We start from the raw sequence: 22931 nt of genomic DNA, 5'->3' as shown, positions 1-22931 counted from the left end.
TTTTCCTTAAAAATATTGAAATGGATTTTTTGAAACTGATATTATAACTTCTAAATGAAATTTTTGCAAATCTTTTGCTAAAATTTCACCAAAGTATGACTCACTTTCATAGTGACCTATATCAATCAAATTGAGTTTATTATGATAACTTTCTAAGGCCTGATGATACTTAAAATCTCCACTTAAAAAACAATCTGCTTTTACACTAGAAATCAAATCTCCACCACTGCCTGTACATATTGCTAAAGTTTTTATTTTTTCTTGATGAGCATTAACAACCCTAATATGATTAAGCTTTAAACACTTTTTAACATGATCAACTAATGTATCTAATTGAAAATCTACATCACAATAGATCAAAAATTCATTTTGTTCTTTGATCTTAAAACCCAAAATTTCGCTAGTAAAATAAGTATTTAAATGACTTAAATCAAAATTTGTATGCATAGCAATCAAGGCTATATTTTTTTGTATCATTTTTGTAAGAAGATTTTGCGGATAAAGCACTCCACTTAAATTCTTCAAACCTTTAAAAATTAAAGGATGATGGACTATAAAAAGTGAATTTTCGCTTGCATTTTCAATTAAATGCATATCTACATCAAGCGCAAGATAAATCTTATTTACATCTTGATCGAAATTTCCAAGCAATAAACCACTATTGTCCCATGAACTTTGCGTATTAAATGGACTAATAGTATCTAAATAATCATAAATTTCTTTAATTTTCATCTAAACTTTCTTTATATACTAAAGCACAACTTTTAGATAATTCTCTAATTTTAAGCATAAAATCTTGTCTTTGAGTTACTGAAATAGCTCCTCTTGCATCAAGCAAGTTAAAAGTATGTGCTGCTAACATACAATAATCATATGCTGGTAAAGCAAGTTTTGCATCTAATGCATTTTTACACTCATTGTAAGCATTTTCAAATTGTATATTTAAAGTTTTTACATCACTTACTTCAAAATTATATTTACTAAATTCAAACTCACCTTGCTTATGAACATCTTTATAGGTAATTTTTTCGCCGTTAAATTCATTCCAAACTATGTCATATACATTATCTACATCTTGTAAATACATTGCAAGTCTTTCCAAGCCATAAGTAATTTCAGCACTAACTAAATCTACGCTTATACCACCAACTTGTTGAAAATAAGTAAATTGTGTAACTTCCATACCATCAAGCCAAACTTCCCAACCCAAACCCCAAGCACCTAAACTTGGACTTTCCCAATTATCTTCAACAAAACGAATATCATGTGATTTTAAATCAAAGCCTAAATTTTCTAAACTTTTTAAATATAATTCTTGGATATTATCAGGGCTTGGTTTAATTAAAACTTGAAATTGATAATAAGCACCCAACCTATTAGGATTTTCACCATATCTTCCATCAGTTGGTCTTCTACTTGGTGCTACATAAGCAGCCGCCCAAGGTTTTTTACCTAAACTTCTTAAAAAAGTTGCCGGGTGAAATGTCCCTGCACCTGCTGGAAAATCATAAGGTTGCATAATAGCACAACCTTGCTTTTGCCAAAATTCTTGTAAATTTAAAATCATTTGAGAAAAAGTCATTTTTCTTCCTTTAATTCTTCAGACTTCTCAGGCGAATTTGCATATAATTCCACTGTTTTATTCCACATCATTTTATATTTTCTTTTTAGAAATTCAACTTCATTACGCGCATATTTAAGTTGCTCGTTAAGATTTTCTATAGTTTTTCTATCCTCATCATAAAGCTCTTGCATAGAATAAAGAGCATCTTTTAAAAATTTATTTTCACCCTTTAAAGCTTCTAAGGTTTCATCCTTAGCATCAAGAACTTTTTCATGTAAATTTAAAATAGTCCCTATAGTTTTTTCTACAAAACTTTCTCCTGCCAAGGTCATAGAATTTAACATAGCAGGTTGCTTTGAACTTGAAGGAACTACGCTAAAAGTACCTTGATTAGCTTCTATATAAATTTTACCTTCTTCTTCTTTGAAATTTAAAGCACCATTTGCCATCATTCCTTTTACAACATCTTCGGATAAATGTACTAACTGACAAAATTCTTTTAATTCCAAGTAAGTTTGCATATACGCTCCTTAAAGAAAAACTTCAATTGTATTAGAATCTTGGATTAATTTTTCTTGTTGTTTTTGTCTATCTTCTAATAATTTTTGCGCTAAAGACTCATCTTCTATTGCTAAAATTTGCACTGCCAAATAAGCTGCATTAATAGCCCCTGCTTTACCTATAGCCACAGTTGCTACAGGAATTCCACTTGGCATTTGCACAGTAGAAAATAAAGAATCCATGCTAGCTAAATTACTTCCTGGCATAGGTATACCTAAAACAGGTTTTGTTGTATGTGCTGCAACAGCTCCTGCTAAATGAGCTGCCATACCCGCTGCAGCAATAAATACTTTTGCACCTTTTTCTTCAGCATTTTTGATGTATTCTTGGGTTCTTTGAGGACTTCTATGAGCTGAAGTGATCAAGACTTCATATTTTACATCAAATTTTTCCAAAATTCCTAAAGCTTCTTTTACTATATCATAATCACTCTTACTTCCCATCAATATGGAAACAAATTTCATTCAACACTCCTTCTTAAAAAGCTAAATTCTGGAAGTTTAAATGGCAAAGCAATTTCATTTTCATTACCACTATGAATTTCACTAAATTCTTTATTGTTTTTTGCTAATAATTGTTTAAACACTATGAATTTTTTTCCTTCATTTTCATATACTAAACCTAGTTTATTTTCCCCTAATTCTATATTAGAATCAACCGGAGCTAGAATTTCATATTCTTTGTTTAATTCTATCTTACCCTTACATTTAAAAAATTCACCATCTTCGCTAATAGCATGCACTTGATGGGTTCCTTCTTCTATACTTGTATTATGATTTATTGAATCGGTTTTTTCATAAGCTCTTGAAACTAAATATCCATCTGTAAAACCTCTGTGTTTTAAAGTATAAATTTCTTTTTCATACTTAGCCGCATCAAAAGTATTTTGCAATACATCTTGCACTGCCATTTTATAAGTTCTTGTAGTCAAAGCTACATAATACTCACTTTTCGTTCTTCCTTCTATTTTAAAAGCATGAATGCAATCTTCTTGCATAATTTTTTGAATATACGAGCTTAAATTTAAATCTTTAGAATTAAACACATGCGTGCCATTCTCATCTTCTTCAAGTCTAAAAAGTGTATTAGTTTCTGGGTTCTTTGCATAAAGTTCATAGTTAAATCTACAATCATTTGCACATGATCCACGATTACTCATGCGTCCACTTTGCACTGAGCTTATCAAACATCTGCCAGAATACGCAAAACACATAGAACCATGGACAAAACTTTCAAGTTCTATGTCACAATTATTTTTCAAATCTTTTGCATCTTTTAAACCAAGTTCCCTTGCTATAACAACACGCTTAGCTCCCATATCTTTATAAACTTGAGCGTCTAAGTAATTTAAAATATTAGCTTGGGTTGATACATGAAGATTGATTTCAGGTGCAAGCTCTTTAACCAAACACATAGCACCTACAGAAGCTACTATAAAAGCATCGGGTTTCATTTCTTTTAATTTTAAAATATGCCTTTTCAAACCTTCAATTTGTGAGCTAAAATGAAATCCATTAATCGTTACATAAATTTTTTTTCCTTTTGCATGCGTATAATCAATAGCTTCTTTAAAAGTTTCATAATTAAAATCTCTAGCAGTTCTTGCTCTTAATGAAAAATTACTCACACCTGCATAAACAGCATCAGCTCCATAAGCTAAAGCTATTTTTAATTTTGTAAAATTACCTGCAGGAGCTACTATTTCAGGAATAATCATTTTTTTCCTAAACTTGCGATTAATGCCTCAATATCATCATTACTTACAACATCTGCAGTTGTATCTCCTTCGATATGCACAGCAGATCCCACGCGTTTTTCATCATCAATTTTACCTTCAAACAAACTACTCATATATCTACTTAAAGCTCTCATAACATTAATAACACGCTCAATTTTTTGACGATGAATATCTTGATATTGCATAGCATCCATTGCCATCATAACTTCATCTTGTCCAGTTTGCAAACAACCTGTAATCTCATCTATGATATTTTTAGCATTGTTATTTATTTCAATAGCTTCTTTAAAGCTTACCACATTAGGAAATTTTGCATTTAATTTTTCAAAAATTTCTATATTTTTATTTAAAGCATCACTGATTACACAAAGATCACTCTCAGAATTTGCAAAAAAATCGTTAATAGCTTCTAATTTTTCCATCATCTCTGTGGCTTTTATTTCACTATCTCTTGTAACATCATCAAGTTGATGTACAACTTTATGTTCTTTACTAGGTGGTGGTGGTGGCCAAGCCATATCCGCTCTTGCTTTATAATCACCATTAATCATATCATTAACAATTTGCTTATTTTTTTCCTCATCTTCATAATCTGTATCTGGTTTTTCTTCTGCTTCTTCTACAGAATCAAGATCTAAGTCTTCAGTGCCATTCATTAAAGCATCTAATTCTTCTTGAGTCATTGTTACACCTTTTTTAATAAAAAAACTAATGCGAGATTATATTACAAAAAAATATAAATCAACATTAATTTTACCAATTAATTATTTTTTTACACAAAATAATCTTTTTTTTAATTTGATTATAAAAAAAATATTAATTTAAACTTAATTTAAAAAAAATATACTACAATCTATAAAATAAATTAAAAAACCCAAAAAATAAAAAGGAGAAAAAATGGGTAAATTTGTAAATAACATTGATGAGTTTTTTAGTTATTGTCAAGAACATGAAGTTTTATTTGTTGATTTTAGATTTACTGATATGATAGGCACTTGGCATCACATCACTTATAATATAAAAGCAATTGATGATAAAACCTTTGAAAACGGAATTCCTTTTGACGCAAGCTCTTTGCATGGTTGGCAGCCTATAGAAAAATCAGATATGATTTTAAAACCTGATGTGGAAAGTGCGTTTTTAGATCCTTTTACAGCTGATCCTACTATCATAGTAATTTGCGATGTATATGATATTTACAAAGATCAAATGTATGAAAAATGTCCAAGAAGTATTGCTAAAAAAGCAATGCAACACTTAAGCACAAGCAATATCGCTGATACTGCTTATTTTGGTCCTGAAAATGAATTTTTTATTTTTGATAATGTAAAAATAGTTGATTCTTCTCACTGTGCAAAATATGAAGTAGATACCGAAGAAGGTGAATGGAATGATAATAAAGATTTTACAGATAGTTACAATAGTGGACATCGCCCAAGAAATAAAGGTGGATATTTTCCTGTAAGTCCTATTGATTCTAGTGTGGATATTAGAGCTGAAATGGTACAAGTTTTAGAAAGAGTTGGTTTAAAAACTTTCGTACATCATCATGAAGTAGCACAAGGACAAGCTGAAATTGGTGTAGAATTTGGAAATTTAGTTGAAGCTGCTGATAATGTACAAATTTATAAATATGTAGTTAAAATGGTAGCACATTTAAATGGAAAAACAGCGACCTTTATGCCAAAACCACTCTATGGAGATAATGGAAGTGGTATGCATGTGCATATGAGCCTTTGGAAAGATGGAGTAAATTTATTTTATGATAAAGAAGGATATGGAAAATTAAGTGAATATGCGATTAATTACATCGGTGGAATTTTAGCTAATGCAAGAAGTGTTGCTGCATTTACCAATCCTAGTTCAAATTCTTATAAAAGAATAGTTCCAGGTTTTGAAGCACCTTGCATACTAACTTATTCTTGCCAAAATCGCTCTGCAAGTTGTCGCGTGCCTTATGGTATTAATGAAAAAAGCGCAAGAGTTGAAATAAGATTTCCTGATAGCACTTCCAATCCTTACCTAGCTTTTACAAGCTTGCTTATGGCAGGACTTGATGGTATTAAAAATAAAACCATACCGGTAGGTCCTATGGATGAAAATTTATTTGCACTAACCCTAGATGAAATTAGAGAAAAAGGTATAGAGCAATTACCTCACACTTTAAGAGGATCTTTGGAAGCACTCATTAGAAAAAATGCCTTTTTAAAGCCTGTTATGAGTGATGTATTTATTGATGATTATCAACATATGAAATTTGAAACTCAAGTATGGCCTGTAGAAGCTAGACCAACTGCATATGAGTTTAAAACTTGCTATTCATGCTAATCTTGATGCTTTTTAGCATCAAGATTAAAATACTATTGTTTTATTATCATATATAAAAATCCTATCATCAAACACTAAATCCAAGGCCTTAGAAAAAACATTTTTTTCTACATTACGCCCTGCTTGTTGCATAGCTTGCCAAGAATATTCATGAGTAACTGGTATAACATCTTGGGTAATAATTGGCCCCTCATCTAAGTTATTATTTACAAAATGTGCTGTTGCACCTATAATCTTTACCCCTCTTTCATAAGCTTGCTTATAAGGATTAGCTCCTATAAATGCAGGTAAAAAAGAATGGTGGATATTAATAATCTTCCCCTCAAAATTCTCTACAAAAGATGGAGATAATATTCTCATATATTTTGCTAAAACAATATAATCAAACTCATATTGTTTTAAACACTCTAGTAGTTTTTTTTCATGCTCTTGTCTGCTTAAATCCTGTGCTAAAATAGTATGAAAAGGTATGTTAAATTTATCCACTAAAGGTTTTAATACATCATAATTTGCAATAACTGCCTTAATATTTGCATTAAATTCTCCACTAAATTGACGGATAAGTAACTCACCTAAACAATGAGTTTCTTTAGTAGCTAAAACAATAATATCTTTTTTTCTTTTTGAGGTAATTTCAATTTGTGCATTATCAGGAAGCATAGCTTCAAGCGTTCCTTTAAAAGCTTTTATATCAAGCTCACCTTCTAAATGCGCCCTAAAGAAAAAACGATTTTCTCCAACAAATTCATCATTTTTTATAATATTGATTCTATATTTAAAAATAACATCTGAAATTCTATAAATCAATCCTTTTTCATCGCTGCATGAAATTTTTAAAATATACTCATTCATTTTTACTCCTTTATATAGTTTTTTAATTCTTGTAATTTTCTTTTTTCAAGTTCAATTCCAAGTTCTTTCCCGCTAAATCCTTCCTTTAGTAAGTCATTGGCGCTAATTTTACTTTCAAAAGCATGATAGTATAAATTTATTTTTTTTGCTTGTGTTATACGCTCATTATTCCAAAGTCCAAGCCATTTGCAAAGTGGTATTTTTAAAGCAATTTTAGCTAAATTAAAATCATCAATTTTACCTAAAATAAATTCTTGTTCGCATTTTTTTAAAAGCTCTTTTTTTAATTTTGTTTTTTTAAAAAATTCCTCTTTATTTATATGAAAAAAATTCAAATACAAATACAAAAACAAAGCCTCATCACAAATTAACTTTTGGCTATACTCTAAAAGTCTCTCAAATTCTTTATTACAGCTTTGATAAAAAAAGATTTTTTCTTCTAAATTTAAAATTTTAAAATACTCATAAGCTTTATTCAGTCTTGAAGTTTTAAAAATTTTATAAAGTTCATTATTAATACGCTCTTTAGATAAATCACTTATATCCATAGTTTGCATTAATTTTAAACTTTCTTTTGCAATTGTTAAATCAAACCTACACGCAAAAGAAATTCCACGAAACACTCTTAAACTATCTTCAATAAAACTTTTATCATCAATATGTCTTATAGTTTTTTCTTGTAAATCTTGCAAACCATTAAAAAAATCTAAAAATTCAAAATCAAAAATATTTACCATCAATGCATTAATGGTAAAATCTCTTCTTCTTGCTCCTTCTTGCTCATTATTACAAACTTTAACTTCAAAACCTCTATGGCCTGTAGAAATTTTATTTTCATAACGCGCTAGAGCTAAATCAAATTTTTTGTATTTATATACAAAAAAACTTTTTCCTACTCCATTTGCGCCAAGTTTTTGCATAAGCTCATCAAAAAGCTTAGGCTCAATATCATAAATTTCTATATCATAATCATCGCTAGATAAATCTAAAAAAGAATTCCTTACACAACCACCTACTAAATAAACCCTTTGTGTGTAAGGCTTAAGTATATTTTTAATTCTTAAAAAATCTTGGTCATTTTTTAAGTCTATCTTCAATCTTTGCAAGCAAAAACTCTAAAAAAGTAATGGTCATATCTAATCTTTTTTCCATATGCTCATCTTTGGTATTTTTTAATCCTTCAAATAAAACCAAGATACGCTCTCTAAGATTTTTTAAGAAAAATTCTTCATTGTTTATAATACTTTCTTCTTTTTCTTCTAAAGCTTCAACCTTGATAACGACATTTTGTTTATCATCTTTTACTTTTACTTCTAAATCATCTAATTCTTGAATTAGCTCTTGCGCAACCTTACTAATTTCCTCTTTGATTTTTTTCTCTTGAGTATTAACACTTTTTTCTTGAGTAATTTCTTCTACCATAGGAGCAAATTCATCATTTTTACTTTTTTTGTTATCTAATTGCGAATTAACTTCACTAATAGCCATTTTTGCTAAATCTTCTATATTCATAGTTTTATCAACCACCTTTTAAATTCATTAATTTCTTCTTCACTTTTCATATTGACAAAAAAATCAAGCATATCATAATTTAAATCTTCATGATTAGAACGCAAGCCACTCAAACGCCTTATAGCATCAATGGCATTTTTATTTTGCGGATCTTGTTTTAATATATTTTTATAAATCTCCAAAGCCTCATCTTTTAAGCCTTGTGCTTCATAAATAGAAGCCTCTGTTACTGTATATCGCATTATTAACTCACAAAAATAAAATCCTAAAATTCTAACAAAAAAGGCTTTAATTTATTTTTAATTTTCACTTAATCACAGGAGCCTTATATGCTAAAAATACAAAAATGTTAAGTATTATAGCTACCACAATAAGCATAATAAAGCCTGAAGTGAAATTTCTAAAATTATCATGAAGCATGCCTATAATCCAAGGTGATTGAGCAGCTATTAAATACCCTATACCTTGCGACATAGCAGAAAGTTTAGCCGCTATGATAGAATTTGAGCTTTTGATAGCAATAAATAATAACGAAATTGTAAAAACTCCACTAGAAGCAAAACCTAAAAAAATAGCCGCTAAAAACAAAATCGCTTTTACCTTAAAAAGAAAAATCATCATAAAACTTAAAAAATACAAAAACCCTAACATCACTATAGCAAAACTTTTAGCACGAGATCTAAGCTTTCCTAAAATGATAGGTAGTAAAAATGCCACGGGCATCCCTATGATTTGAGATAATAATAAAACATTAGAACCAAAGTCAATTCCAAAGCCCTTTTCACTAATCATCACACTAAGCCATGCAAAAAGACTATAAGATAAAAAACTTTGCAATCCCATTACAATAGTAACTTTCCAGGCTGTTAAGTTTAAAAAGATATTCACTTTATTAATATTTTTCTTTTTAGGGCGTAATAATCTTTTATTTTTCAAATGTGGAAAATAAAAAATCAAAGCAATTAAAGCCAATATAGCCCAAAAAAACATAGCTTGAGGTACATCAAAAAATTTAAGCAAAGGAAGCGATAAGGCCACGCCAGCAATTGAAGATAAGCCTATAATTGATCCATATAAACCCATTATCTTATAAGTATTTTTAGAAAATTTTTCTTTTACAAAAGAAGGTAATAAAACATTAGCTATTGCAATGCCTGCTCCTATCAAAAAAACCCCAGAAAATAAACCTATAGTTCCTCCATAACTTCTAATAACTTCTCCAAAGACAATCAAAATTAAGGCAAAAAACAAAGCTTTAATTTGTGAAAAATACGCTACAAAAAACGATATAAGACCAAAAGCTATTAAAGGTAAGGTTGTTAGCATACCTGCTAAAGTAGAATTGATATTGTAATATTCTTGAATATGTTCTATCATAGGACCTATGGAAGTTATAGGTGCTCTTAAATTTAAAGCAAGAGTAATCACAACTGAAATATTAATCCAAAAGAATTTTTTATATGAAATTTGTGTGTACATGATTATTTTTGATTTAATATATTTTCAAGATATCTTTGTTTATCAGAATCGGTGTTTTTTTGCACTACTTGTTTTTTTTCTTTTACAACTTCATTCTCTTTGGAAAAATAAAAGTGATCAATGATAAAAATAGAAGAAATAATCACAATTAAAGGAATTAAAAAAATCATAATCAATACTTTCTAAAAACATTACCATAGTATTCTAAATTATCTTTTTTTAAATTTTCATCAAAAGTATTTGCCTCAAAATTTGCTTTTAAAATTTTTTCTCTTTCTTCATCCAAATCTTGATACGAAAATACCATATTAATACTTATCACCCCATCAAGCTGTTCTAATTGTTTATATGCTTTTAACTCATCATCTAAATTTTCACTTTCTATTACCACTATAATTTTTTCTTCTTGAGCTAATTCCACACTACAACATGGTGTTTGTTGAATTTGCTCTTTAAGTTTTTCTAATTTTTCCTCTTTAGTTAAAATCAATACACTAGAAAGATTCATCTATACTCCAAAATATAATTTTATCTTCATAACCAGTACTAATAAATTCATGCTCGTTTAAAAATATAAGATATTCTAGCAAAAAATCTTTATTTTGGAATTTTTTTATTGTTTTTAAATTTTTAGTATCTATAAGCTCTATAATATTTTTTTCATTATCTCCAAAAACCGCTATAGAACCACTTTTATTTAGACTACAAGCATATATTAAAAAGTCTCTTTCTATGCTTTTTTCTTGATCATTTCGCACTATGCCTAATTTTCTATCAGTGCTACAACTTGTAATAATTGCATTTTTAAAATCAAGTTGATAAATATTATCTTTATGAAGATTTTTATAACTTTTTATTTTTTGCCACTTTTTCACATCAAAAAGTACTATTTCACCACTTTCAAAACCTGCTACTAATTGAGTTTTTGCCTCATTTAAAACCACATCACTTAAACTTGAGTTAGAGAAAGTAAAATTTTTTATAATATTTTTTGTTTTTAGATCAAAAAGCTCTATATTAGAACCTAGCAAGGCTAATAAAATAGTATCATCATCTAAAAACAAAGCTTTTTTTACTCCATCACTTAAAAGCTTATAGTTGTAAAGTTGTTTATTTTTATAAATACTAAGCCTTTTACTACCAAAATCACCTTCACTTAAAATCAAAATAGCCCCATTTAAGTAATCAATACTATAAATTCTAGGGCTAAGATTTTCTTCGTAAAAATTTTTAATCTTATCAAGTTGAGTGATTTTTTGCATTTTTTTGTCTTTAATAAAGTACTGATTTAATTCTCCATTATCAAGTCCTATAAGCAAACTACTATCAACAAGTTTTAAGGCATTTAAATTTGAATCAAGTTTAAGCTCATAACTAAATACATATACACTCATTAGTAAGATTAAAAATATTTTTTTCATAGTTTTATTTTACGCCTTCATTTAAAACATCTAAAAGATTAGATTTTTTCTTTAGTTCCTCATTTTTAAATTTAGCTTCAAAACTATTTCCTACTAAAGGTTTTGCATCGCTTTGTGGCACATGGCATTGTGTACAATTAAACCTTGCATCACTTATCATATCTTTAGTAGATTTGTTTTTTCTTAAGTCAAAATAATGGCTACTTGGAAGCGGAGTGGCCCCAACATCTTTAGCTATAGCTTTATCATGACAGCTTAAACAAATATTATTATCCTTAGTAATTGGAAGCATATCCTCTAAAGTATGTGGAATTAATGGCGGAGCATTTTCAAATGATCTCTCAATTAAAACAGATTCTCCAGCCATTGCTTGAGAATACTTTGCATCCAATAACTCTACATTTTCACTTTCTAAACTTGTTTTTCTTAAACCTATATCTTTTGAATCAACACTTTTAACAGCAAGTCCGCAAGCACTTATTAAAACAGCTGCTGCTAAGGATAAAAAGATTTTATTTTTCATTTTCTCTCCTTAAATTTATTATACTAAAACCTAAAGCATCATCACCGCAAACATCAACACATTTTCCACATCTTATACACTCACCTGATTTTACATCTTGATTTTCTTTACCTATCATCCAAAGCACTTGCTTTTCAGGACATATCCCAAGGCATTTATAACACTTAGTACATTTTTGTAAGTTATATCTTACTTTTAGTAATGAAAAATGCGAACTTAAAGCCCAAAAAGCTCCTAAAGGACAAAAATGCGAGCAAGTAAATCTTGGACTAAAAAATGTATCTATACAAAAAACAATCAAAGCTACAAAAAGCCAAGAAATACCGCCGAAAATAATTCCTCTTTGGATTATTCCTATATAAGAAAATTCCTCAAAAACAGGAAAGGAAAAAAGAAAAGAAAAAATCAAAACAAAAGCCAAAACATAATAACGCAAATTTTTATTTACATTAAAAATCCTTGCTTGATTAAAACCTAATTTACTTCTAATAAAATAAGCAAAATCAGTAATGATATTTACAGGACAAACCCAAGCACAAAACGCTCTTCCAGCAAAAATAGCATAAAATAAAAATACTATCAAAGCACCACTTAAAGCCATTAAATCTACTTGCAAACTTGCTAAAGCAAGTTGAATAAACGCAAAAGGATCGCTTAGCGGCACCGAAGAAAATAAAACTGAAGAGCTTAAATTTCCTTTTAATATAAAATTAAATACACCAAAAGAAAAAAAAGTTAAGATAGACAATTGCACTATTCTTCTTAAAATAAGATATTTCATAACAATTCTCCATCATTAAGATAATCTTTAGCCTTGTTTTTATTGAAATTTTTATCTGTGTTTACATCTTGCAAGCGTTTTTCATCTTTTTCATCCCAACCTTTGATGTAATTATCCCCAGCTTTTCCCAAGACAAATTCTCTAGGTAAAACTCTAATAGCAGCTTTTTGCGTTATACAGGCTTTCTCACAAATCCCACATCCCACGCATACTTCATGATCTACTACAGGTAATAAAAATGCGTGCTTTGCAGTTCTTTCATTGCGTTTTATTTCAAGCTTTAATGCCTTATCTATCAATGGACAGGCTCTATAACAAGCATCACATTGAATTCCCCAATAAGCAACACAACTTGCACTATCAATTATAGCTATACCCATTTTTGTTTTATAAATTCCATCATTTTGCTCTAAATATTTATGATCTAGCGCATTTGTAGGGCAATCTCTTATACAAGGTATATCCTCGCACAATCTACAAGGATTTTCTCTTGCTATAAAAAAGGGTGTGCCATTTTTAGCACTATTTTCTAAATTTGCTAGTTTTAAAACATCATAAGGACAAGCTTTTACACAAAGTCCACATCGTATACATTTTGATAAAAATTCTTTTTCATCATCTGCCCCAGGAGGTCTTAAAAAATACTCCTGATTTGAGCTAAATGCTAAACTTGCTAAAAATGCACTTCCGCTTCCTATACATAAAAGCTTAAAAGTAAAGGCTAAAAATTCTCTTCTATTTTTCATTTTTATGCTTTAGTAATTTTTACGGCACATTTTTTGAAATCTGTTTGATTAGACAATGGGCAAGTTGCATCTAATGTAACTTTGTTTATATATACATTTTCATCAAACCAAGGCACATACACAAGCCCTTTAGATGGTTTATTTCTACCACGAAAATCTACTCTAGCTTTTACTTTACCACGGCGTGATTGTACCCATACGATATCACCTTGATTAATTTTCATTGCCCTAGCATCATCTTCATTCATATAACAAAGTGCTTCAGGTACTGCACGGAAAAGCTCAGGAACTCTCATAGTCATAGTTCCACTATGCCAATGCTCTAAAACCCTACCAGTACATAACCAAAATGGATACTCTTCACTCGGTCTTTCAGGAGCTTTCATAAATGGTCTAAAGAAAATTTTCACTTTGTTTTTCAAGCTATATTTTTCTTTAGTCTGCGGAGCCAGTAAATCTCCTTTTGGCAGTTCTTTAGCGAATTCACCATAAAATGCAAAATCTGAATTTGGAGCTGCTTTTTTAGCATAATAATCAAATTTAGTATTAAATCTCCATTGTGTTTCTTTACCATTTACCACAGGCCATCTTAAACCTCTTACTTTATGATAAGTATCAAAATCAGCTAAATCATGCCCATGACCTAAACCAAATTTGCGGTATTCTTCCCAAAGGTATTTTTGCACAAAAAAGCCATAACCTTCAAATTCTTTACCATCGCTACCTATAATTTTTCTTTCATCGCCATTAACATCACTATTATCAAATCCTTTTGCAATAGAATCGTTTGCTTTGAAAGATTTTGCTTCTTTGTTTGCAAATAATACATCATATAAAGTATCATCTTCACTATAACCCATAGCTTTAGCTTCTTCTAAAACACTTGGCAGAGTAAGTTTATCATTTACCTTAGTTTCACCCCAAACTTCTTTTAATTTAAAGCGTTTTGCAAATTCCATAATTTGCCAAGTATCACTCATAGCCTCACCTACAGGCAGCACTTGCTGTTTCCAGTGTTGAGTTCTTCTTTCAGCATTACCATAAGCACCCCATTTTTCATAAATCATAGCACTTGGTAAAATTAAATCTGCCACCTTAGCACTAATTCCTGGGTAGCAATCACTCACAACAATAAAATTATCCATTTCTCTAGCCGCTGCTATCCAGTGATTTGCATTAGCAGTGTTTTGCCAAGGATTATTTACTTGCACCCAAGCAAATTTGATATTTCCATCTTCTAAATCTCTCATGATTTTTAAGTATGGAGCACCTGGTTTAGGATTGATTGTTTTTGCCGGAACTTTCCAAATTTTTTCGCTAATTTCTCTGTGCTTAGGATTTGCAACGACCATATCAGCAGGTAAACGATGCGAAAAAGTCCCTACTTCTCTTGCAGTTCCACAAGCACTTGGTTGCCCTGTCAATGAAAACGCACCGCTACCTGGCTTAGCTTGTTTACCAAGTAAGAAATGCACCATATAAGCTTGTTCATTCACCCAAGTACCTCTTGTGTGTTGATTAAAGCCCATAGTCCAAAAACTTACAACTTTTCTATTTTTTTCTATATATAAATTTGCTAATTCTTGAAGTTTTTTCTTAAATTCTTCAATGCTTTCATCTTCATTACCTTTAGCAACTTTAGCAACATAATCAAGCGTATAAGGCTCTAATGCTTTTTTGAAATCTTCAAATGAAATTTCCCAATGCGCATCAGGAGCACTTTGGTGTTTCATTTCAAATTTATCACCTGCTTTTACTCCTAAATAAGCCAAAGATACCGCTTCTTCTTCATCTACAATAATAGCATTTTGTTTTGCTACTGTATCTTTCTCACTTGCTTTAAATTTAGGATGGTTTGGATTATTTCTCATTCCATAACCAATATCAGCATAGCCTGTTGTAAAGATACAATGTTTTTCAATAAATTCTTTATCCATAGCTTCAGGATGATTATAAACAATCTCTCTAGCGATATAATTCCAAATAGCTAAATCAGTATTTGGCTTGAAGATGATTTCAGTATCTGCTATATGAGAAGTTCTATTAGAAAAAGTAGATAAATTTACAATTTTGACTTTATCTAAATTACTTAATTTTCTATCACTTACCCTTGACCATAAAATCGGATGCATTTCTGCCATATTTGCACCCCAAGTAATAATAGTATCAGTAAGCTCTATATCATCATAACAGCCAGAAGGCTCATCAACTCCAAAAGTTTGCATAAAACCAACAACCGCACTAGCCATACAATGGCGTGCATTTGGGTCTATATTGTTTGATCTAAAACCAGCTTTTACTAATTTTGCAGCAGCATATCCTTCTTGTATAGTGTATTGACCGCTTGCAAAAATTCCAATTCCTTCAACACCTTTTTCTTTGTAAGCTTTTTTAAATTGTTTTTCCATTTCATCAAAGGCTCTTTGCCAAGAAACTTGTTGAAATTTTCCATTTTTATCAAACTCACCTTTTGCATTTACGCGAAGTAAAGGTGTTACTAAGCGATCTTCTCCATACATAATTTTTGCATTAAAATAACCTTTAATACAATTTAATCCACGATTTACAGGAGCTGCTGGATCTCCTTTTACAGCAACAATTTTACCATCTAAACTTGCAACTAAAATTCCACAGCCTGTACCACAAAATCTACAAACAGCCTTATCCCAACGCCATTTATTCTCAGTATTAGCAAGTACACTACTTGGAACACTAAGACCTGCAACACCACAAGCACTAGCAATAGCGGTGTTTTTAATGAAGTCTCTTCTGTTCATTATATCCCTCGTTATTGTTTATTCAATGTATTTTAATACATCTAAAAAATATTACTACATTAATGATAAAATTTAAATTATAAAAAAGAATATTTTATAAGTATTTATAAATAGGAGTTTTTTAGTATATTTTTAAATATTTTTACATATTATAAACGCTAGTTAATTCTAGCGTTTTAATTGATTTACAATTCCAAGCATATCATCACTTGTAGTGATTGCCTTTGAGCCTGCCTCATAAGCCCTTTGCCCTGTGATAAGATCTGTCATTTCTTCTACAAGCTGAACATTACTAAGCTCCACAAAGCCGTGTTTGATGACAGAAAAACCGTTCTCGCCCGCTATACCTGCAATAGGCGCTCCACTTGCATCAGTTTCTACTAAAAGGTTATCCCCTAAAGCATGTAAACCTGCAGGATTGATAAAATTTACAAGTTCAATTTGTCCTATTTGAGTTTCAGCTGTATTTCCTGGCTGCATTACTGAAACTGTTCCATCACTTGCCACATTTATAGCAATAGCATCTTCAGGTATAGTCATTTCCGGTAAAAGTCTATAACCATCTGAATTTACTATGTTTCCTTCAGCATCTTTAGTAAATTGACCATTTCTAGTATAAGCTATAGTTCCATCAGGCATTTGAATTTGAAAAAAGCCATTATTACCAGCAATTGCCATATCAAGACCTGAAGTTGATGTTTGTTTTAAACTACCTTCACTAAAAATTTTACTTACAGCTGTTACTCTTGCTCCAAGCCCTACTTCAATGCCACTTGGATGTTTTGTGGTACTTGAGGTTGAAGTTCCTGCGTATTTCATCGTTTGATACATCAAATCTGCAAATTCTGCACGCGATTTTTTATAACCTACTGTATTAACATTTGAAATATTATTTGAAGTCACATCAATTTGTGTTTGTTGCGATACCATCCCTGATGCTGCTGTGTATAATGATCTTAACATTTTATCTATCCTTAGTTTATTTAGTACTTGCTAATTTATTAATAGCTTCTTGATTTAAATCATCCATATGAGATGTCATAACTTTTTGATACATCTCAACCATTCTATTTGCCTCAATTAACCCTACCATTTCTGTAACTGGATTAACATTTGATCCTTGAGTAAAACCTTGCTTAATGGCATTTGAATTTGGTAAATCTCTAATCTTGTTTAAATTATCAATTTTATACATATTATCGCCATCTTTTTGCAAATCTCTTAAATCATCAACTTGTGCTACAAATAATCTTGCAATATTTTGATTAGCTGCACTGATAATTCCATTTTTATCCACATTAATAAAAGAAGTAGAATCTCCTATGCGGATGCCATCATTTTCGGGATTATTAAAATAATCACTGCTTAAAACTCTGTATCCTTGACGGTTTACCAAATAACCCTCATCATCAAGTTGGAAATTTCCATCTTGACTTAATCTTATTTCACCATTATTTGTTTTAATCAAGTAAAAAGTATCTTCGCGAGTAAGAGCTAAATCCAAAGGATTATGCGTCATTTTCATAGAACCTACGCTAAAATTTGTATAGACATGATTAACCTGCGGAACTCTATCTATAGTTGTATTAACAAATCTTGCAGCATCTCTTGTGTGATTTTGTATAGGTAACTCATCTTGAGTTTCTTTAAAAATCCTTTTAAAATCTGCAATAACAACATTATCTCTTTTATAGCCACTTGTATTTACATTTGCTAGATTGTTAGTTACAACATCTAAACGATTAAATTGCGTAACCATAGCACCGGTGGCTTGATAATACCCATTTTGCATTATTTTTCCTAACTAAAATCTTAATTTTTCACTAATAAAGCAAAAGTCGTTCCAAAATATTTTTATTTGTTTTTAATTAATTTTTAGGCATAATATTTAGTTTTACACTCATTACTTAAATACAAGGGGTATCCATGGCTAATGAAACTAATGTTTTAGAAGAACTTTTCAAAGAAAATTCTAAAGATTATATCACATATGAAAAACTTGTCAAGTATTTTGCAAAGCTTCCAAACGCAACAAGTGCAAAAAAAATCCGTGATCTAATGGATAAATATAAAGTAGAATTAATCTCTTCAGCTGAAATTGCCAAAAAAAGAAATTTAGAAGAAGCAAAAAAGCTACAAGAGGAAAAACAAAAATTACAAGATACAAGTTTGGAAAATGAATTTGATTTAGCCAATGAAAATGATTTACTTGAGTGGAGCAGATCAGACTCTCCTGTAAGAATGTATTTAAGAGAAATGGGACAAATTGCTCTTTTAAACAAAGATGAAGAAATTGAAATTTCTAAAAAGATTGAGCTAGGCGAAGACATTATCATCGATGCTTTTTGTTCTGTGCCTTATTTGATTGATTTTATACTTGATTATAAAGAACCTTTAATTAATAGAGAAAGAAGAGTGAAAGAGCTTTTTAAAAGCTTTGAGGATGATGATAAAAGCGATGATGATAAAAGCGATGAAGAAATAGATTCTGAAGAAGAAAACGAAAATGAGGAAAATGAAAATTCTAATGAAAAAAAACCTAAAAAAACAAATAAAAAAGAAGATGAAAGAACTTTAAAAGTCATAGAAAGCTTTAAAGCATTAGAAAAAGCAAAAAAAGAATGGTTAAAAACTATATCTACTATTAATGCAGAAAAAAATGATGATGAACTATTAGATAAACTCATAATTGCTTTTAAGAAAAATATACTAAAAGAAAAACTAATGGATCTAGGTCCAACATCAAAACTTATTTCTGAAATAGTAAAATCTATGGAAACAGCATTAAAAAGTGATGAGGAATTTGATAAAGAATTAAAACGTTTAGAGTATCGCTTACCAATGTTTTCAGAAGAATTAAAACAAAGACACCAAGATATTTTAAAAGATATTACCAAACTTAGCAAAGAAGAAATTGCAGAGCGTGCCCTAGAAACTACCATGGTAAGCACTTATATGGAGATTAAAAAACTCATTCAAACTAAAGAAGCTAGTCAAAATTCTTTTGATTTAGAAAAAGATCAATTAAAAGAAATTCTAGAGCAAATCAAACGCGGTAAAAAAATATCTGATGAGGCTAAAACTAGAATGGCAAAATCAAATTTACGCTTAGTTGTAAGCATTGCCAAAAGATATACTAACCGCGGATTACCATTTTTAGATTTAATCCAAGAAGGCAACATAGGCTTAATGAAAGCAGTAGATAAATTTGAATACAAACGCGGTTATAAGTTTTCAACCTATGCAACTTGGTGGATTAGACAAGCTATTTCAAGAGCAATTGCTGATCAAGCAAGAACTATAAGAATTCCTATTCATATGATAGAAACTATCAATCAAATCAATAAAATCATTCGCGAGTATTTACAAAAAGAAGGTAAAGAACCGGATGTAAGTATTATTGCAAAAGAAGTAGGACTTAGTATAGATAAAGTAAAACAAGTTATTAAAATTACTAAAGAACCAATTTCCCTAGAAGCACCTATTAGCAACGAGGATGATGGTAAATTTGGAGATTTTGTAGAAGATAGAACCTCAATTTCACCTATGGATCACATCTTAAAAGATGATTTAAAAGAACAAATTGATGAAGTTTTAGATCAGCTTAATGATAGAGAAAAGGCTGTTATTAGAATGCGTTTTGGCTTAATGGATGATGAAAGTGATAGAACTTTAGAAGAAATCGGTAAAGAATTAAATGTCACAAGAGAAAGAGTAAGACAAATAGAAAGCTCAGCTATAAAAAAACTTAAACACCCAAAAGTTGGTAGAAAACTTAAAAACTACATAGAAGGTTGGAAATAATCCTTGCTAAAAAGCAAGGATTAGCTATCTCTAAAAAGCTTCGTTGCTAAGTGCGTCGCCCTGCTGTGATCAGTATCTTTTTTCAAGGTATTAAAAATTCTACTAATATACTCTTCTAAAGTTTGTTGAGAATTGTTGATTTTTTCTGTCTCATTTAAAACAACCTTACGATATCTTCCCTCGTTGTCTAACTCATAAGCTAAATCATTGTCGCTTAATTGTAGTTTTAAAATTTGAGCCAATTTTGCACGAGAATGCTCATCAAAAATAGGAGTCATTAATTCTAGTCTTCTTTCTAAATTTCTTGGCATCCAATCAGCGCTTGAAATAAAATAATTTGGTGTTGTATGTTTAAAATATAAAATTCTAGCATGCTCTAAATATTTTCCCACTATACTTCTGACTCTTATATTTTCACTATATCCTTTTACTCCAGGTCTTAAACAACAAATTCCACGCACAATAAGATCTATTTTAACACCTTTATTTGAAGCCTCATATAAAGCTTTAATCACATCACCATCTACCAAAGCATTCATTTTGGCTATGATTACTCCATCTTTTCCATAGCTTGCTTCAGTAGCTATCATATCTAAAATTCTTTCTTTGATTTGCTTTGGACTCATTGATAAAGTCTTTAAACGACGACTTTTGCTATATCCTGAAAGTATGTGAAAAAAAGTTGTAGTATCTTGAGAATATTCTTCTTTTGAAGTAAAATAACTCACATCAGTATAAATTTTAGCTGAACTTGCATTGTAATTACCCGTACTTAAATGATTATAAATTTTTAATTTATCCCCTTCTTTTCTAATCACTTGAGCTACTTTTGCATGCACCTTAAAACCAGTGATTCCATATACCACATGAGCCCCTGCATTTTCTAATGATTTTGCCCAATGCAAGTTATTTTCCTCATCAAAACGCGCTTTTAATTCTACCATTACAGTAACTTGTTTGCCATCGCTTGCTGCATCAATTAAAGCTTGAACTATGTTTGAATTTTTTTCTACTCTATAAAGAGTCATTCTTATAGAAACAACCTTAGGATCTTTACTTGCCTCTTTGATAAATTGATATACAGGCTCAAAACTCTCATAAGGCTGTATAGCCAAAATATCTTGTTTATCTATTGCACTAAATATAGATACATTATCCCCAAAAGGTGGTAAAATTTTTGGTGTATACATAGGATTTAGCAAATGTGTAAATTCTTTGTTGGAAATGATTTGCCATAATGAAGCTAAATTTAAAAGTATATTATACTCATAAATATCTTTATGAAAAATATTCATATGAGAACTTAAAAATTCAATCAACTGCTCATCTGCGCCTTTTTCTATTTGCAAGCGTATAAAAGCACCTTTTCTACGAAGTTTTAAACCCTGCTCTAAAATCAACATAAAATCATCAGCTTCTTCTTCTTCTATTTCCATATCTGCATTTCTAGTTACTCTAAAAGCAGCAGAAGATAAGAGCTTGTAGCCAGGAAAAATATGCTCAGTATGATAGCGTACTATACTTTCTATAGGCACATAAATATTAGAACTTACTTGATAAAATCTTGGTAAAACCCTAGGTATGCGTATCATGCCAAATTTTAAAAGTTCAGGGTGCATAGGATCACAAAGTTTTACCGCTAAAGAAAATGAAAGGTTATTTAAATGCGGAAAAGGATGAGTTGCATCAACTGCAATTGGAACTATCACAGGAAAAATATTAGAAAAAAAATGCTCATTACATTGCTGTTTTAAATCCTCATCAAGTTCTTCGTATGAGCGAATAAACAAATTTTCTTTTTCTAAATCTTGGGTAATTTTAGTAAAATACTGCTCTACTACATATTTTTCTTCATGTAGATAATTTCTAATAGCTTTAAGTTGCGCAAGAGGAGTCATTTCATCATTGCTTGTTGTGCTTATTCCTGCCACAAAAAGTTGTTTTAATCCAGCCACTCTTATCATATAAAACTCATCTAAATTTGTACAGTATATAGCAATAAATTTAAGTTTTTCAAGCAAAGGAAGATCTTTAGAGCATTGATCTAAAACACGAGAATTAAACGCAAGCCAAGAAAGTTCTCTGTTAATATACATTGATGGTTGAATTTGCATGATATACCTACCTTTATTTCTAGATATTTATATTTTAGTATTTCTTTCATTAAAATTTATTTTATTTGTATAATAGTAAATATAATTATATAAAAAAATAATACTTTTTTTATCTTATTAAAAAAATAATAAATGATTAATAAATATATATTTACTTTTTTGCCTTTATGGTGTTATATAATTATACACAAGTTCTTGTAACTTAAACTTCATTCAAAGGAGAGACTTTGAAAAAAGCAAACTCAAAACTTTTTGCTGTTTTCCTCTTCTTACTTGTAATTTTAGCAGGAGTTGGAATGTATACTTTCCATAATGCTAAGGGCACTTCTTATTTTAGCGATGCTAGTGAAAGCTGTAATAATTGCCATATTATGAACGAGGTTTATAATGATTATTTAAAAGCTTCGCACTCTAAAGAAGTTGATGGTAAACCAAGAGCAACCTGTAATGATTGCCATTTGCCACATAGCTTTTTTGAAAAATGGATTGCTAAAGCTCAAAGTGGCTTAGGACATGCTTATGCATTTACTTTCAAACTAGATTCTTTACCTACACATTTGAGTGCAAATGCAAAAAGTAAAGAAATAGTCCAAAATAACTGTATAGAATGTCACAAAGAAATTGCGAGTAACACTATCAACCCTACCCTAGATCCACATAAAGATAATGCTTTAAGTTGTGTATCTTGCCACCAAGGTGTTGGTCATAAGAGAGGATTTTAAATGAAAGGA

General features: G+C 30.1%; 24 protein-coding genes. 3 read left to right on the top strand and 21 right to left on the bottom strand.

Annotated elements, in window-relative coordinates:
- Window positions 1–6 precede the first annotated feature (6 nt).
- Genes E2O22_RS00530 through E2O22_RS00505 form a run of 6 tightly spaced genes read right to left on the bottom strand, consistent with a single transcriptional unit; the run spans window position 7 to window position 4546 of the window.
- On the bottom strand, window positions 7–732 hold the full coding sequence (locus E2O22_RS00530; protein ID WP_133318746.1) for a Nif3-like dinuclear metal center hexameric protein: 726 nt from the start codon (window positions 730–732) through the stop codon (window positions 7–9).
- Window positions 722–1582, bottom strand: coding sequence for a glycine--tRNA ligase subunit alpha (gene glyQ, locus E2O22_RS00525; RefSeq protein WP_133318745.1), 861 nt, complete (start codon window positions 1580–1582; stop codon window positions 722–724). Before glyQ ends, E2O22_RS00530 begins: the two co-directional genes overlap by 11 nt.
- Window positions 1579–2085, bottom strand: a complete 507-nt coding sequence (locus E2O22_RS00520; RefSeq protein WP_133318744.1) for a DUF3972 domain-containing protein — start codon at window positions 2083–2085, stop codon at window positions 1579–1581. The genes glyQ and E2O22_RS00520 overlap by 4 nt, the downstream gene beginning before the upstream one ends.
- A gap of 9 nt (window positions 2086–2094) precedes the next feature.
- Window positions 2095–2589, bottom strand: coding sequence for a 5-(carboxyamino)imidazole ribonucleotide mutase (gene purE / locus E2O22_RS00515; protein WP_133318743.1), 495 nt, complete (start codon window positions 2587–2589; stop codon window positions 2095–2097).
- Window positions 2586–3842 carry a peptidase U32 family protein gene (locus E2O22_RS00510; RefSeq protein ID WP_133318742.1) on the bottom strand — a complete coding sequence of 419 codons (1257 nt, stop codon included), beginning with the start codon at window positions 3840–3842 and terminating at the stop codon, window positions 2586–2588. The genes purE and E2O22_RS00510 overlap by 4 nt, the downstream gene beginning before the upstream one ends.
- Window positions 3839–4546, bottom strand: coding sequence for a chemotaxis protein (locus E2O22_RS00505; RefSeq protein WP_133318741.1), 708 nt, complete (start codon window positions 4544–4546; stop codon window positions 3839–3841). Before E2O22_RS00505 ends, E2O22_RS00510 begins: the two co-directional genes overlap by 4 nt.
- 214 nt (window positions 4547–4760) lie before the next feature.
- On the opposite strand from E2O22_RS00505, the gene glnA reads away from it, so the two are divergent.
- Window positions 4761–6191 (top strand): type I glutamate--ammonia ligase, encoded by a 1431-nt coding sequence (gene glnA / locus E2O22_RS00500; protein WP_133318740.1) that lies wholly within the window; start codon window positions 4761–4763, stop codon window positions 6189–6191.
- Window positions 6192–6215: 24 nt separating this feature from the next.
- Here the strand turns inward: glnA and purU are convergent, their stop codons facing one another.
- The 14 genes from purU to E2O22_RS00435 form a co-directional block, all read right to left on the bottom strand.
- Window positions 6216–7043, bottom strand: coding sequence for a formyltetrahydrofolate deformylase (purU, locus tag E2O22_RS00495; protein WP_133318739.1), 828 nt, complete (start codon window positions 7041–7043; stop codon window positions 6216–6218).
- 2 nt (window positions 7044–7045) lie between these two features.
- A complete protein-coding gene (locus E2O22_RS00490; RefSeq protein WP_133318738.1) occupies window positions 7046–8149 on the bottom strand; it encodes a tRNA nucleotidyltransferase/poly(A) polymerase family protein in 1104 nt (367 codons plus the stop codon).
- Complete coding sequence (ciaD, locus tag E2O22_RS00485) at window positions 8118–8555, bottom strand: effector protein CiaD (protein WP_133318737.1); 438 nt, start codon at window positions 8553–8555, stop codon at window positions 8118–8120. The genes E2O22_RS00490 and ciaD overlap by 32 nt, the downstream gene beginning before the upstream one ends.
- Window positions 8552–8800 carry a hypothetical protein gene (locus E2O22_RS00480; protein WP_087691144.1) on the bottom strand — a complete coding sequence of 83 codons (249 nt, stop codon included), beginning with the start codon at window positions 8798–8800 and terminating at the stop codon, window positions 8552–8554. The genes ciaD and E2O22_RS00480 overlap by 4 nt, the downstream gene beginning before the upstream one ends.
- 61 nt (window positions 8801–8861) lie before the next feature.
- Window positions 8862–10034, bottom strand: coding sequence for an MFS transporter (locus E2O22_RS00475; protein ID WP_133318736.1), 1173 nt, complete (start codon window positions 10032–10034; stop codon window positions 8862–8864).
- Window positions 10035–10036: 2 nt separating this feature from the next.
- The gene (locus E2O22_RS07910; RefSeq protein WP_087699327.1) at window positions 10037–10204 is read right to left on the bottom strand and encodes a hypothetical protein; all 168 of its coding nucleotides are present in this window, start codon (window positions 10202–10204) and stop codon (window positions 10037–10039) included.
- 2 nt (window positions 10205–10206) lie between these two features.
- Entirely contained in the window at window positions 10207–10542 is a 336-nt protein-coding gene (locus E2O22_RS00470) for a chaperone NapD (protein ID WP_133318735.1), read from the bottom strand.
- Window positions 10529–11455, bottom strand: coding sequence for a WD40 repeat domain-containing protein (locus tag E2O22_RS00465; RefSeq protein ID WP_133318734.1), 927 nt, complete (start codon window positions 11453–11455; stop codon window positions 10529–10531). The genes E2O22_RS00470 and E2O22_RS00465 overlap by 14 nt, the downstream gene beginning before the upstream one ends.
- A gap of 4 nt (window positions 11456–11459) precedes the next feature.
- Window positions 11460–11978, bottom strand: a complete 519-nt coding sequence (locus E2O22_RS00460; protein ID WP_133318733.1) for a nitrate reductase cytochrome c-type subunit — start codon at window positions 11976–11978, stop codon at window positions 11460–11462.
- Entirely contained in the window at window positions 11968–12759 is a 792-nt protein-coding gene (napH, locus tag E2O22_RS00455) for a quinol dehydrogenase ferredoxin subunit NapH (RefSeq protein ID WP_133318732.1), read from the bottom strand. The genes E2O22_RS00460 and napH overlap by 11 nt, the downstream gene beginning before the upstream one ends.
- Window positions 12756–13505 carry a ferredoxin-type protein NapG gene (gene napG / locus E2O22_RS00450; protein WP_133318731.1) on the bottom strand — a complete coding sequence of 250 codons (750 nt, stop codon included), beginning with the start codon at window positions 13503–13505 and terminating at the stop codon, window positions 12756–12758. The genes napH and napG overlap by 4 nt, the downstream gene beginning before the upstream one ends.
- 2 nt (window positions 13506–13507) lie before the next feature.
- Complete coding sequence (napA, locus tag E2O22_RS00445; RefSeq protein WP_133318730.1) at window positions 13508–16282, bottom strand: periplasmic nitrate reductase subunit alpha; 2775 nt, start codon at window positions 16280–16282, stop codon at window positions 13508–13510.
- A gap of 168 nt (window positions 16283–16450) precedes the next feature.
- Window positions 16451–17245, bottom strand: coding sequence for a flagellar basal-body rod protein FlgG (gene flgG / locus E2O22_RS00440; protein ID WP_133318729.1), 795 nt, complete (start codon window positions 17243–17245; stop codon window positions 16451–16453).
- A gap of 16 nt (window positions 17246–17261) precedes the next feature.
- Entirely contained in the window at window positions 17262–18074 is an 813-nt protein-coding gene (locus E2O22_RS00435; protein WP_133318728.1) for a flagellar hook-basal body protein, read from the bottom strand.
- Window positions 18075–18208: 134 nt separating this feature from the next.
- Between E2O22_RS00435 and rpoD the strand changes: the two genes are divergently transcribed.
- The gene (gene rpoD / locus E2O22_RS00430; RefSeq protein ID WP_133318727.1) at window positions 18209–20086 is read left to right on the top strand and encodes an RNA polymerase sigma factor RpoD; all 1878 of its coding nucleotides are present in this window, start codon (window positions 18209–18211) and stop codon (window positions 20084–20086) included.
- A gap of 20 nt (window positions 20087–20106) precedes the next feature.
- On the opposite strand, the gene E2O22_RS00425 is transcribed toward rpoD, so the two are convergent.
- Complete coding sequence (locus tag E2O22_RS00425; protein WP_133318726.1) at window positions 20107–22200, bottom strand: RNA degradosome polyphosphate kinase; 2094 nt, start codon at window positions 22198–22200, stop codon at window positions 20107–20109.
- 227 nt (window positions 22201–22427) lie between these two features.
- Between E2O22_RS00425 and nrfH the strand changes: the two genes are divergently transcribed.
- Window positions 22428–22922 carry a cytochrome c nitrite reductase small subunit gene (nrfH, locus tag E2O22_RS00420; RefSeq protein WP_039618639.1) on the top strand — a complete coding sequence of 165 codons (495 nt, stop codon included), beginning with the start codon at window positions 22428–22430 and terminating at the stop codon, window positions 22920–22922.
- Window positions 22923–22931 lie beyond the last annotated feature (9 nt).

Source organism: Campylobacter lari (assembly GCF_004357905.1).
Taxonomy (GTDB): domain Bacteria; phylum Campylobacterota; class Campylobacteria; order Campylobacterales; family Campylobacteraceae; genus Campylobacter_D; species Campylobacter_D lari_D.
The sequence above is the reverse complement of the archived record's forward strand: the minus strand, read 5'-3'. Positions and strand labels throughout refer to the sequence as shown.